Consider the following 12,927-nt stretch of genomic DNA (forward strand, 5'->3'; position numbering starts at 1 on the left):
CCCCCGCGCCTCCACCCCCGGCCCGATAACGGCCGGGGGTTTTGCATGCGCCGCGCGTTGGCCGCCCCGCCGGACCGTGCTAGCTGCCGCCCCATGACGTTGCCAACGAAGTCGCAGGTCCTGCAATGGATCGCAGACAACCCCGCAAAGACCTCCAAACGCGACATCGCCAAGGCCTTCGGCATCAAGGGCGGTGAGCGGATCGACCTCAAGCGCCTGCTGCGCGAGATGGAGGACGAGGGTCATCTGTCGAAGCGCAAGAAGAGCTTCGATGACCCGAACCGCCTGCCGCCCGTCTCGGTGCTGACGGTCACGGGGGTGGACGCGGATGGCGATCTGTATCTCGCCCCCCATGACTGGCGTGGCGACGCGCCGGAACCTCGCGTTCTGTACGTCCCGGCCGAGCGCGATCCGGCGCTGGCCGCAGGCGACCGGGTGCTGGCGCGCCTGACGGAGATCGGCGGAGAGGATCACAGCCACGAGGGCCGCCTGATCCGCCGTCTGGCGACGGGGCCCAAGCGGCTGCTGGGCATCTATCGTTCAGGTGGCGAGGGCGGTCGGCTGATCCCGGTCGGCAAGGGCGACGACCGCGAGTGGCGCATCCCGGCCGGTGCGACCGGCGGCGCGCGCGATGGCGAATTGGTCGAGGCGGAGCAGTCCGGGCCGAAGGGCCGCATGGGGCTGCCGCAGGCGAAGGTCGTCACCCGGCTGGGCGATCCCGGCGCGGCGAGATCGGTCAGCCTGATCGCCATCCACGAGCACGGGCTGCGCGACGATTTCCCCGACGACGTGATCGAAGAAGCGGCGGCCGCCGAGCCCGTGACAGAGTTGGGCATGCGCACCGACCTGCGCGACCTGCCGCTGATCACCATCGACCCGTCGGATGCGCGCGACCATGACGACGCGGTCTGCGCTCTGCCCGACGATGACCCAAAGAATGCGGGCGGCCACGTCCTGTGGGTCGCTATCGCCGATGTCGCCCATTACGTCCGCCCCGGCAGCGCGCTGGATCGGGAGGCGCGCGAGCGCGGGAACTCGACCTACTTTCCCGACCGGGTCGTGCCGATGCTGCCGGATGCGTTGTCGGGCGATCTGTGCTCGCTGCACGAAGGGGTGGATCGCCCCTGCATCGCGGTACGGATGCAGCTTGCGCCCGACGGCGAGAAGATCGGGCACCGCTTCGTGCGGGGGCTGATGCGCTCGCCGGCGTCGCTGCATTACGAGGAAGTGCAGGCCGCCATCTACGGAGAGGTCTCGGACCGCGTCGCGCCGCATCTGGACGGGCTGTGCGTGCTCTGGTCGGCCTACGGGACGCTCCGGCAGGCGCGCGCCCGGCGGGAGCCGCTGGATCTGGACCTGCCGGAGCGGCGCATCGTGCTGGATGCGGACGGCACCGTCACCAGCGTCGCCTTCAAGGACCGGCTCGACGCCCACCGGCTGATCGAGGAGGCGATGATCCTCGCAAATGTCGCCGCCGCCGAGACGCTGGAAGGTGGTCCGCTCCTGTTCCGGGTCCACGAGGAGCCGCCTGAGGACAAGCTGGACAGCCTGCGGGAGACGGCCGAGGCGTCGGGCTTCAAGCTGGGCAAGGGACAGGTCCTGCGCCCGGCCCAGTTGAACCGCCTGTTGCGGGACGCCGCCGACACCGAGCTGAGCGAGCTGATCTCGATGGCGACGCTGCGCTCGATGCAGCAGGCCTATTACGCGCCGCGCAATTTCGGTCATTTCGGTCTGGCCCTGCGGGCCTATGCGCATTTCACCTCGCCGATCCGGCGCTATGCGGACCTGATCGTGCACCGCGCTCTGATCGCCAAGCATGGCTGGGGCGACGATGGCCTGTCGGCTTGGGATATCGAGCATCTGGAGCGAACGGGCGAGGTGATCTCGGCCGCCGAGCGGCGCTCGATGATGGCGGAACGGGATACGAACGACCGCTATCTGGCCGCGTTCCTGGCCGACAAGGTGGGCGCCGAGTTTCAGGGCCGCGTGACGGGGGTGCAGGGCTTCGGCGCCTTTGTGCAACTGGCCGAGACGGGGGCCGACGGGCTGATCCCCGTGCGCAGCCTAGGGGCCGAATACTTCCGCTACGACCGGGACGAGCAGACGCTGACCGGATCCGAAAGCGGGCTGGTGATCGGAATGGGCCAGCCGGTGACGGTGCGGCTGGCCGAGGTCGTGCCGGTCACCGGTGGCCTGACGCTGGAATTGCTGTCGGTGGACGGCGCGGCGGTGAAGCGCGCGAAGGGCGGCGGCAGAAAACCGTCCCGCGGGCGAGGCAAGCCGAAGTCGCGGCTCCGCAAGGTGAAGCGGCGCAGGTAGCCCCCCACCCGACCGATCGTGGGCATCCAGCCGCGCGCCGCAGGAAGACCGTTTTCACCGATTCCCGGATGCATTAGAATCGCGCCAAACGTTTCCACGAGAGGGACGACGATGAGGCTGTTTCTTCCGTTGATCGCGGTCGCGCTGGCATGTCAGGCTCAGGCGCAGGTGGACCGGTCGGACCGTCCGGCGATGCGACCGGCCGTGACCCAGTCGCCTGCTCCGCCTCCGGCGCAGGTCCCGGTGGCGAACCTGCCCGATCTGCAGGCCTGGGCTGCCGGTTTCCGCCCGCGCGCGCTGGCCGAGGGCATCCCGCCCGAGATCTTCGACCGCGCATTGGCCAGCGCCGAAATACTGCCGGACGTGGTGCGGCGCGACCGCAACCAGTCGGAATTCACCAAGACGCTGTGGGACTATCTGGAGACGGCGGTCAGCCCCTTGCGGGTCCAGAACGGTCGGACATCGCTGGCGCGCCACCGCGACACGCTGGAGGCGATCGAGGCGCGCTACGGCGTTCCCAAGGAAATCGTTGTCGCAGTCTGGGGCCTGGAATCGGCCTATGGCACCTTCCGGGGCGAAACGCGCACGATCTCGGCCCTCGCCACGCTTGCAGCCGAAGGGCGGCGGGCACGGTTCTTCGAGGCGCAACTGATCGCAGCGATGCGGATCCTGGCGGCCGGCGACGTGGATCCCAACGGCATGCGCGGGTCATGGGCCGGTGCGATGGGGCACACCCAGTTCATGCCCACCTCCTACTTGGAGCATGCGGTGGACTTCACCGGTGACGGGCGGCGCAATATCTGGGGCGACGACCCGACGGACGCCTTGGCCTCGACGGCCAATTACCTGCGCGCCTTCGGTTGGCGCAGCGGAGAGCCGTGGGGGATGGAGGTCCGCCTGCCCGACGGCTTCGACTTCTCGGTGACCGGAGAGCAGATCACGAAACCGGCCGCCGAATGGGCACGGATGGGCGTGACCCGGATGGACGGCAGCGCCCTGCCCGCCAATGACCGCGTCAGCATCCTGGTGCCCGCCGGGGCACAGGGGGCCGCCTTCGCGCGCTATCCGAACTTTGCCGTGATCGAGCGCTACAACCCCGCCGACGCCTATGTGATCGGCGTCGGGCATCTGGCCGACCGCATCGCCGGGGGCCCGGCTATCGCCGGCGACTGGCCACGGGGCGACCGGGCCCTGACCTTCGCCGAGCGCCAGGAGATGCAGCGCCTGCTCGCGCGCGAAGGCTTCGATCCGGGCGGCGTGGACGGGCGGGTCGGTCCGCTGACGTTGGCGGCGATCCGCGCGTGGCAAAGCGCCGAAGGCATGACGCCAGACGGTTATCTGCCACCCCGGATGCTGGACCGGTTAAGGCGCTGAGCGGGCCGCCGCGTCAGGCCACCGACAGCCGAAACCGGACCGGCACCTCGATCACCTCATGCCCCATGAGGTCGGTGGGACGGGCCTGCCCCTCGATGCCGCCGATGCGCGCGTAGAAGCGCCTCGCGCGCGGATTGTCGCGCAGCACGGTCAGCTCGGCCGTCGCGCGGCCAGAACTCCGCAATCGGTCGAACAGCGCAAGCATCAGCGCCCGTCCGATGCCCGCGGATCGGCGCGCCGGGGCGGTGTGAAGGTTGTCGATGTAGGGGACCGCCCGGTCGGTCAGGCAGTGCACGAAGCCGCGTATGCCGCCCTCATCGGCCACCAGCGTGATCGCGGTCCCGTCCAGCGGGCGGGTGCCCCATTTCTCCGACAGGTCTTCGGCCAGCGCACCATCGAGGTAGTCGTCCGGCAACTGGCCGCGATAGGCGTCCCGCCAACTTGCGAGATGCAGCGCGGCGATGGCGTCCCGGTCCGCCTCGACGGCCCTTCGGATCAGCACGGGGTCACCGCGTCCCCGATCTCGAACTGGCCGGGAAAGATGCCTTCGGCACACCAGCCGCCATGATGACGGACCGCGGAATATCCGCCCGGACCCAGCGTCTCCTCCATGCGGGAGCAGGGCGCGCAGGGGCCGGTGATGCGGATCCGCGCCGCGCCGATGGTGATGTCGCGCCCGCGCAAGGCGGCGAGGTTGATCCCCGCGACGACGACGTTGCGGCGCAGCGCCTGAGGCGTCGCTTCCGTGCCGCAGAGCGCCGAGATGACGGGCAGATGCTCCGCCTGAACGAGCGTCACGCATCGTTTGCCCGGCCGTGCCTTGTCCCCTTCGAGCCCCGACGGCCCCAGTGTGACCCGGTCCACCACTTTCATGGGCGCCCGGCGCTCCGGCCGCAGACCGATCCAGGCCACGCTGCCTGTCCGGTGGTGCCGCGCCATGAGCTCGCGGAGCGTCTCCATCAGCGCGCGAGAGTCGCCGACAGGATCGCCGCCAGCGCTTCGGCATCCGTCTCACCAAAGGCATCGGGGCGGTCGCTGTCGATGTCGAGGACGGCGATCAGCGCGCCCCGTCGATCGCGGACGGGCAGGACGATCTCGGACCGCGTGGAGGAGGCGCAGGCGATGTGGCCAGGAAAGGCATCCACGTCCGGCACGATCTGCACCTCACCCGTGCGGGCGCAGGCGCCGCAGACCCCCCGGTCGAACGGAATCACGAGGCAGCCGTGCCCGCCCTGATAGGGACCGATCTTCAGCAGATCGGGTGCTACGACCCGGTAGAACCCCGTCCAGTCGAAACGGTCGTCGGAATGGTGCAACTCGCAGGCGACGGTCGCCATCAGGGCGACGGCGTCGTCCTCTCCGTCGGTCAGGGAGGCGATGCGGGCGGCGAGGTCGAGATAATCGGCTTGCATGTCGCGGGGGTGCCTTGCCGCGACTTTCACGGCAAGGCGAAATCGCGCGGTCCTGTGGACCGATGGAAGCCGGGTTGAGCGTCGGTCAGGGTCGTTCGATCGCGATCGCCGTACCTTCGCCCCCGCCGATGCAGATAGCAGCCACGCCGCGCTTGAGGCCCTTGGCTTCGAGCGCGTGGAGCAGCGTCACGACGATCCGCGCGCCGGACGCACCGATCGGATGACCCAGCGCACAGGCCCCGCCATTGACATTCACCATTTCGGGGTCGAGCCCCATCTCGTGCATGAACGCCATGGGGACGACGGCGAAAGCCTCGTTCACCTCCCACAGGTCCACGTCGTCCCTGGTCCAGCCGATCCGATCCAGGAGCTTCTGCGCGGCCGGCACCGGCGCGGTCGTGAACCAGCCCGGCGCCTGCGCGTGGGAGGCATGGCCGACGATGCGCGCGCGGACAGGCAGGCCGGTATCGGAGGACGCGATGACAAGCGCCGCGGCCCCGTCGGAGATCGAGGACGCGTTGGCCGCGGTCACCGTGCCGTCCTTCCGGAAGGCGGGCTTCAGATGCGGGATCTTGTCGGGGCGGGCTGTGCCGGGCTGTTCGTCGTGCTGGACCGTGATCTCCCCCTTGCGGGTCGTTACGACGAATGGCGCGACTTCGGTCCCGAAGGCGCCGCCGTCGATCGCCGCCTGCGCGCGGGAGAGGGAGCGCAGGGCATATTCGTCCTGCGCGTCGCGGGTGAACTGATACCGCTCGGCGCAATCTTCGGCGAACGTGCCCATCAGGCGGCCCTTGTCATAGGCGTCCTCCAGCCCGTCGAGGAACATGTGGTCGATGACCTGACCATGCCCGAGCCGCGCGCCGCCGCGCATCTTGGGCAGCAGGTACGGAGCGTTGGACATGCTCTCCATCCCGCCGGCCACGACGATGCGGGCCTGTCCCAGTGCGATGGCGTCATGCGCCATCATCGCGGCCTTCATCCCCGATCCGCACATCTTGTTCAGGGTCGTCGCCGGCACGTCCTCCGACAAGCCCGCGGCAAAACCCGCCTGCCGTGCGGGTGCCTGCCCCTGCCCGGCAGGAAGCACGCAGCCCATCAGCACCTCGTCGACCTCCGGGCGGCCCGCATCGTCCAGCGCAGCGCCGATCGCGGCGCCGCCGAGATCCGCGCAGGCCACATCGGAAAAGGCGCCCTGAAACCCGCCCATCGGCGTGCGGCGGGCCGCAGCGATCACGACGTCCGGCATATGCTCCTCCGTTTACATGTTCGAAAGGTTTCGTCCCGTAGGGTGACAGCCGAACGACCCAGATGCCAGCCCCGCGAGGATTCAGATGGAACTGTCCGAAGAACGTCATGGAGACATCCTGCTGATCAAGATCCACGAAGATCGCATCGATGCCGCCGCAGCCGTGACGTTCAAGGATGGTGTCCGCAGCCTGATCGCCAATCATCCCGGCCGTGTCGTCCTCGACCTGTCCCAGGTAGAATTCCTCGACAGCTCCGGCCTCGGGTCACTGGTCGCGGTGATGAAGATGCTCGGCGGCCGCAAGCTCGAGGTGGCGGGATCGCGCGACATCGTCCTGCGGGTCTTGTCGCTGACGAAGATGGACAGGGTGTTCGTGCTGCATCCGGATCGGGATGCCGCGCTGAAAGGTCTCGACGCCGCATGACCGGGGCAGAACAGCAGAAACACTTGCCGCAGGCTGCGTCCAGCGCGACACCGCCGATCCTGTCGACAAGGATCGAGGGCTCCGACACCGCCGTGAGCAAGGCCCTGGCGACGCTTCAGGCGGGCCTGACGTCGGATCTCCTGCCCTGCCGCGACGATCTGATGATCGTCCTGGGCGAAGCGTTGAACAACATCGTCGAACACGCCCTCGCGCTGCGCACGGACGGCGTGATCGACCTGTCCATCGCCAACGTGAAGGACCGGGTTTCCGTGACGATCCGCGACAATGGGCGTCCCCTGCCGCCGGGCCTTCTCTCCGGGGCCGACGCCCCCAGCGTCGACTGCGAGATTGACGACCTGCCGGAGGGTGGGTTCGGCTGGTTCATCCTCCACTCCCTCGCAGACGACATGGTCTACGAGCGCCTTGAGGGCGTGAACGAGCTCAGCTTCACGCTGACGCGGGCCTAGACTCTTTCGGGGGGAAGCGAGCCTTCGGAAATGCAGGGCCCAGGAACGGCCTTGGGGCAGCAGGGCCGACCACCTCGGTGCGACTGCGATCTCTGCATATCATGAGTGGCAATGAGGTACGCATCGGGCCCAATGCCGTATAGCTACCTGTCCGAAGTGTCAGGTCGACTTCGCGGACACATCTTCGGAGTTTGGGCAGCCACCCCGTTCAGGCCCTTCGAAACGACTGGTGGCACCTGCGCACGCCCCGATGCCGGCGCGACAGGTTCGGCCCCTCTGGTCGTCGCGGCGCCATCGGCCTACCTTCCGCCCCGGGCGCTGCCCGCGAGTTGGAGGGGACGATGCGAGACTTTCACCTGCCGGGACGATCCCCGGTGCTTGCCGAAGGCGGAATGGCCGCGACGTCACATCCGCTCGGCACGCTCGTCGCCATCGAGACGCTTCGCAGGGGCGGAAACGCGGTCGATGCGGCCATCGCCGGGGCCGTTCTCCTCGGGCTCTGTGAACCGCAGATGACCGGTTTGGGCGGTGATTGCTTCGCCCTGCTCAAGCCTGCGGGAACCGAGGACATCCTGGCCCTGAACGGATCGGGCCGGGCGCCAGCCGGCGCCGATCCGGAAGCGATCAGGCGGGAAGGTCACGAGAGCATCCCGCTCCACGGAGTGGAGGCGGTCACGGTCCCCGGCGCGGTGGATGCCTTCTGCAAGCTCTCGGACGCGCATGGCGCGCTCGGGATCCAGGACACGCTCGCACCGCTGACGCGCTATTTCGAAGAGGGGATCCGCGTCGCGCCTCGGGTGGCGTTCGATTGGGCGGAGGCCGAAGCGACCCCGCAAGGCGCCGCGAGAGATCTGTTTCTCAAGGACGGGCGCGCCTTCCGGGCCGGCGAACTCTTCGCGCTGCCCGGCCAAGCCGAAGTGCTCCGCCGTGTTGGGGAACACGGCCGCGACGGCTTCTATGCGGGCGAGGTGGCCGAAGACATGGTCGCCGCCCTGCGCGCCGCAGGCGGATCCCACACGGTCGAAGACTTCGCCGCGACACGCTGTGACTGGACGGACCCGATCTTCGGCAGCTATCGCGGGACGGAAATGGTCGAGCACCCGCCCAACGGTCAGGGCGCGACGGCGATCCTGATGAATGCCATCCTGTCCCATTTCGACATTGCTTCGATGGACCCGCTGGGATCCGCCCGGGCCCATCTGGAAGCCGAAGCCGCCAAGCTCGCCTATGACGCGCGCAACCGCTTGCTGGCGGATCCGGACCACATGGCGCGACTGGAGCATATGCTCGCGCCCGAGACCGCCGAGAAGCTGGCCGCCATGATCGATCCGACCCGTGCGATGGCGGCGGCCACGCCCCTGACCGAGGCGATCCACAAGGATACGATCTACATCACCGTCGTGGATCGCGACCGTATGGCGATCTCGCTGATCTACTCGATCTTCCATTCCTTCGGCTCCGGCATCGCCTCCGACCGGTTCGGTATCCTGTTTCAGAACCGAGGCGCGGGGTTCACGCTGGAGCCGGGCCATCCGAACGAATTGGGGCCGGGCAAGCGTCCGATGCACACGATCATCCCCGGCATGCTGCGCGAAGGCGGGCGCGTCACGATGCCATTCGGCGTCATGGGTGGCGGCTATCAACCGAATGGCCACGCCCGGCTGATCTCGAACCTCGTGGATTTCGGGCTGGACCCCCAATCGGCGATCGACGCGCCCCGCAGCTTCTCGGAAGCCGGCAGCATGAAGGTCGAGCGCGGCTATTCGGACGCCGTCCGAGCCGAACTGGCCGAGATGGGGCACGCGGTGGAAATACCGGAGACGCCATTGGGCGGGGCCCAGGCGATCCGGATCGACGAGGCCGGCTATCTGGAAGGCGCGAGCGACCCGCGAAAGGACGGCTGCGCGCTGGGCTATTGACGCACAGCCCAGCGAGCGGTTCAGAGCCGCTCGAACCCGACGGCGATCCCCTGCCCGCCGCCGATGCACATCGTAGCCAGCGCGCGGCGGCCGCCCGTCCGGCGCAGTTCATAGAGCGCCTTGGTCGCGATGATGGCGCCTGTCGCGCCGACGGGGTGACCCAGCGCGATCGCGCCGCCATTCGGGTTCACTCGCGCCGGGTCCAGGCCCAATTCTCGCGTCACCGCGATGGCCTGGGAGGCGAACGCCTCGTTCGACTCGATGACGTCGAAATCTGCGTCGCCGCCCGTCCGCTCCAAGAGGGAGCGCACCGCGGGAACCGGGCCGATGCCCATCACCTCGGGGCGCACTCCGGCGTGACCGTAGCCGCTGATCCGGGCGATCGGGGTCAGGCCAGCCCGTTCCGCCGCAGAGGCGGTCGCAAGCACCAGCGCCGCCGCCCCATCGTTGATGCCGGACGCGTTGCCGGCGGTGACGGTGCCGTCTTTCTGGAAGACCGGGCGCAGACCGGACAGCGCCTCGGCCGTGGTGGCCTTGGGATGTTCATCGGTGTCGAACGCGACCTCTTCGCGCTTGCGGCGCACCATCACGGGCGCGATCTGTTCCGCGAAATGGCCCGCTTCGATGGCGGCAGCGGCCCGCTTTTGCGAGGTCAGCGCGAAGGCGTCCTGATCTTCGCGCGTGATGCCATACTCGGCGGCAACATTTTCGGCGGTGACGCCCATATGGCCGGTGCCGAACGGGCAATTCAGGGCGCCCAGCATCATATCCATGGATCGCATGTCGCCCATCTTGGTGCCCCAGCGCATGTCCTGCGTGGCATGAGGCGAGCGGGACATGCATTCGGCGCCGCCCACCAGAGCGAACTCCGCATCGCCCAGCGACAGCGCCTGCGCGCCCGACACGATCGCCTGCAATCCGCTTCCGCAAAGGCGATTGACGTTCATTGCCGGAACCGTCTCCGGCACACCGGCCTGCATCGCGGCCACGCGCGACAGGTACATGTCCCGCGGCTCGGTGTTGATGACGTGGCCGAAGACCGTCGTGCCGATCCGAGCGCCGTCTACGCCCGCCCGCTCCAACGCGGCCTTCGCCGCCACCGTGGCGAGGTCGATGGGCGCGGTTCCCGCGAGGCTGCCGCCGAAGGTGCCGATGGCCGTCCGCGCGGCGCCGAGGATGACGATGTCTTGCATGAGGGCCTCCCTGCCGTTCGGCAGAACTATCGGCCAGCCCCGTGCAGTCGGAAAGCGGAACGTTCCGTCAGCCGGGCATCGCCGCCCGGTAGAGATGCCAGGACGCGTGCCCGAGCACGGGCAGGACGATCAACAGACCGAGGAACCAGGGCACCATCGCCAACAGGGTGGTCACGGCGATGATCGCGGCCCAGACCATCATTATGGGCAAATTCGCGCGAACCGCCCCCAAGCTGGCCCGCATCGCGGTCACGAAATCGACCTCCCGCTCCAGCAGCATCGGCAGGCTGAGCGCGGTCAGGCCGAAGAGCAGGAATGCGCAGGCGCCACCGAAAAGGATCTGTACGATCGCCATCGCGAGGCCCGGCCCGGACAGGTAGGCGGCCAGGGTGTCAGGTGGGCCCAGCAACGCCGTCGGCCCCATGAAGAGCGCGAACAGCATGTGCGCCACGAAGCTCCAGAACAGGAAGTAGATCAGGATGACCGCGCCCGCCCAGGGGATCTGTCGCGTCCTCTCGTTCCAGACGACGGCCAGCACTTCCGAGAAGACGAGGGGGACGCCGTCGCAACGGCGACGGCTGACCTCGTAAAGACCGACTGCCAGGAACGGCGCGATCAGCGGGAAGCCCAAGGTCAGTGTGAGCGTCCAGGTGAAGAGCCCCGCGCCGAGCTGGAGCAGCGCGAAGCCCGAGATCACGTAGATGCAGGCGAAGAACAGCCCGTATTGCGGCGCGGCGCGGAAGTCGCCCCAGCCCGCGCGCAGGGCGGCCCCCAGATCCGACAACGTGACCTGCCCCGCCCGTGGAACGGGGTCGGAGACCTGAACATCGACGGATCGGTCGGACATAGGCCGAGCCTAACGGCTGCGAACCGGCCTGTCATGGGGAACGTGGGGGACGAAGATGCGGCCCCCACGCCGTCTCAGACGTCGAAGCGCAGCGGATGCACCGAAGTGAACTTGCCCGAGTCGCGGAGCGCGGACAGGACGTCCTCGGATGGCTGCTCATCGAGATAGAGAAGAGCGATCGCTTGGTGTCCGGCTTCGGTCCGGCCCAGGGTGAAGTTGGCGATATTCACGCCTTTCTCTCCCAGCGTCTGACCCAGTGTCCCGATGATGCCCGGCACGTCCTGATTGGTCGTGTAGAGCATGTGAGGCCCGACCTCGGCGTCGATATTGACGCCCTTGATCTGGATGAACCGCGGCTTGCCGTCATGGAAGACGGTCCCGGCAGCCGAGTAATCCTGTTCGGAGGTCCGCACGACCAGCTTGATATAGCCTTCGAAAACGCCGGACTTGTCCTGCCTGGTTTGGCTGATCTCGATACCGCGCTCGCGCGCGATGACGGGGGCCGAAACCATGTTCACGTCCGGGTTCTGCGCCTTCATCACGCCCGCTATGACCGAACAGTCGAGCGCGGCGAGGTTCATCTCGGTGACGGAGCCGTTGTAAGTGATCTCGATCGCCTCGATCGGCGCATCGGTGAGCTGTCCGACGAACGCGCCCAGATGGTCGGCCAGTTTGAGCCATGGGCCCATGACCTTGGCCTCTTCCGCGGTCACGGAGGGCATGTTCAGCGCATTCGTGACGGCCCCCGTCAGCAGGTAGTCCGACATCTGTTCGGCCACCTGAAGTGCGACGTTTTCCTGCGCTTCGGTGGTCGAGGCGCCCAGATGCGGGGTGCAGACGACGCCGGGCAGACCGAAGAGCCGGCTGTCGGTCGCGGGCTCCGTCTCGAAGACGTCGAAGCCGGCACCGGCGACGTGGCCGGACTTGATGAGTTCTGCCAGAGCGGCCTCGTCGACCAGACCGCCGCGGGCGCAGTTTATGATACGGACGCCCTTCTTGGTTTTCGCCAGGTTCTCGGCAGAAAGGATGTTCTTCGTCTGCTCCGTCAGAGGGACATGAAGGGTGATGACGTCCGCCTCGGCCAAGAGCTTGTCGAGGTCCATCTTCGCCACGCCCAGCTTGGCGGCCCGCTCATCGGACAGGAACGGGTCGTAGGCACCGACCTTCATGCCCAGCCCGACGGCCTTCTGGCAGACGATGCCGCCGATGTTCCCGGCACCGATGACGCCCAGACGCTTGCCGGTCAGCTCGACCCCCATGAAGCGCGACTTCTCCCATTTGCCGGCTTGGGTGCTGGTGTCGGCCTGGGGGATTTCGCGGGCCACGGCGAACATGAGTGCGATGGCATGTTCGGCGGTGGTGATCATGTTGCCGTAGGGCGTGTTCATGACGATCACGCCCTTGCGAGAGGCGGCGACCTTGTCGACGTTGTCGGTCCCGATACCGGCGCGTCCAACCACCTTCAGGTTGGTGGCCTTTTCCAGCAGCTTTTCGGTCACCTTGGTGGCCGAACGGATGGCGAGACCGTCATATTCGCCGATCACCTCGGCCAGCTTGTCCTTGTCCTTGCCAAGGGCGGGGTCGAAGGTGACGTCGATGCCGCGGTCGCGGAAGATCTGAACGGCGGTTTCCGACAGCTTGTCGGACACGAGGACTTTGGGGGCCATCGGAGGCTCCTTTTTACGATTGGTACGACGCCCTGAGGGCGGTCTTCATGTTTCGTACG

The 12,927-nt window shown here is 67.8% G+C and carries 12 protein-coding genes; 5 read left to right on the forward strand and 7 right to left on the reverse strand.

All coding sequences use genetic code 11. From position 1 onward, the window contains the following. Window positions 1–93: 93 nt before the first annotated feature. Window positions 94–2,319, forward strand: a complete 2,226-nt coding sequence (rnr, locus tag jaqu_RS12545) for a ribonuclease R (protein WP_043919341.1) — start codon at window positions 94–96, stop codon at window positions 2,317–2,319. A 111-nt stretch (window positions 2,320–2,430) separates the two neighbouring features. Next, complete coding sequence (locus tag jaqu_RS12550) at window positions 2,431–3,693, forward strand: lytic murein transglycosylase (protein WP_043919342.1); 1,263 nt, start codon at window positions 2,431–2,433, stop codon at window positions 3,691–3,693. Between the two features lie 13 nt (window positions 3,694–3,706). Here the strand turns inward: jaqu_RS12550 and jaqu_RS12555 are convergent, their stop codons facing one another. From jaqu_RS12555 to jaqu_RS12570, 4 genes are all read right to left on the reverse strand, one after another. Further along, on the reverse strand, window positions 3,707–4,195 hold the full coding sequence (locus jaqu_RS12555; RefSeq protein ID WP_043919343.1) for a GNAT family N-acetyltransferase: 489 nt from the start codon (window positions 4,193–4,195) through the stop codon (window positions 3,707–3,709). Then, window positions 4,189–4,653, reverse strand: coding sequence for an MOSC domain-containing protein (locus jaqu_RS12560; RefSeq protein ID WP_043919344.1), 465 nt, complete (start codon window positions 4,651–4,653; stop codon window positions 4,189–4,191). Before jaqu_RS12560 ends, jaqu_RS12555 begins: the two co-directional genes overlap by 7 nt. Further along, window positions 4,653–5,105, reverse strand: coding sequence for a GAF domain-containing protein (locus jaqu_RS12565; RefSeq protein WP_043919345.1), 453 nt, complete (start codon window positions 5,103–5,105; stop codon window positions 4,653–4,655). The genes jaqu_RS12560 and jaqu_RS12565 overlap by 1 nt, the downstream gene beginning before the upstream one ends. Before the next feature lie 85 nt (window positions 5,106–5,190). Beyond that, complete coding sequence (locus jaqu_RS12570) at window positions 5,191–6,351, reverse strand: thiolase family protein (protein WP_043919346.1); 1,161 nt, start codon at window positions 6,349–6,351, stop codon at window positions 5,191–5,193. Between the two features lie 85 nt (window positions 6,352–6,436). Between jaqu_RS12570 and jaqu_RS12575 the strand changes: the two genes are divergently transcribed. The 3 genes from jaqu_RS12575 (at window position 6,437) to jaqu_RS12585 (ending at window position 9,161) form a co-directional block, all read left to right on the forward strand. Beyond that, a complete protein-coding gene (locus jaqu_RS12575; protein ID WP_043919347.1) occupies window positions 6,437–6,775 on the forward strand; it encodes an STAS domain-containing protein in 339 nt (112 codons plus the stop codon). Further along, a complete protein-coding gene (locus jaqu_RS12580) occupies window positions 6,772–7,242 on the forward strand; it encodes an ATP-binding protein (RefSeq protein ID WP_052500948.1) in 471 nt (156 codons plus the stop codon). Before jaqu_RS12575 ends, jaqu_RS12580 begins: the two co-directional genes overlap by 4 nt. Window positions 7,243–7,583: 341 nt before the next feature. Further along, window positions 7,584–9,161, forward strand: coding sequence for a gamma-glutamyltransferase family protein (locus tag jaqu_RS12585; protein WP_043919348.1), 1,578 nt, complete (start codon window positions 7,584–7,586; stop codon window positions 9,159–9,161). A gap of 20 nt (window positions 9,162–9,181) precedes the next feature. Here the strand turns inward: jaqu_RS12585 and jaqu_RS12590 are convergent, their stop codons facing one another. The 3 genes from jaqu_RS12590 to serA all read right to left on the reverse strand — a co-directional run bounded on the left by jaqu_RS12590 (window position 9,182) and on the right by serA (window position 12,868). Beyond that, window positions 9,182–10,354: an acetyl-CoA C-acyltransferase family protein gene (locus jaqu_RS12590; RefSeq protein ID WP_043919349.1), complete on the reverse strand. Its 1,173-nt coding sequence runs from the start codon at window positions 10,352–10,354 to the stop codon at window positions 9,182–9,184. 67 nt (window positions 10,355–10,421) lie between these two features. After that, window positions 10,422–11,201 carry a DUF2189 domain-containing protein gene (locus tag jaqu_RS12595; protein ID WP_043919350.1) on the reverse strand — a complete coding sequence of 260 codons (780 nt, stop codon included), beginning with the start codon at window positions 11,199–11,201 and terminating at the stop codon, window positions 10,422–10,424. 74 nt (window positions 11,202–11,275) lie between these two features. After that, on the reverse strand, window positions 11,276–12,868 hold the full coding sequence (serA, locus tag jaqu_RS12600) for a phosphoglycerate dehydrogenase (protein WP_043919351.1): 1,593 nt from the start codon (window positions 12,866–12,868) through the stop codon (window positions 11,276–11,278). Between the last annotated feature and the right edge of the window lie 59 nt (window positions 12,869–12,927).

The organism is Jannaschia aquimarina (genome assembly GCF_000877395.1).
GTDB classification, from domain to species: Bacteria; Pseudomonadota; Alphaproteobacteria; order Rhodobacterales; family Rhodobacteraceae; genus Jannaschia; species Jannaschia aquimarina.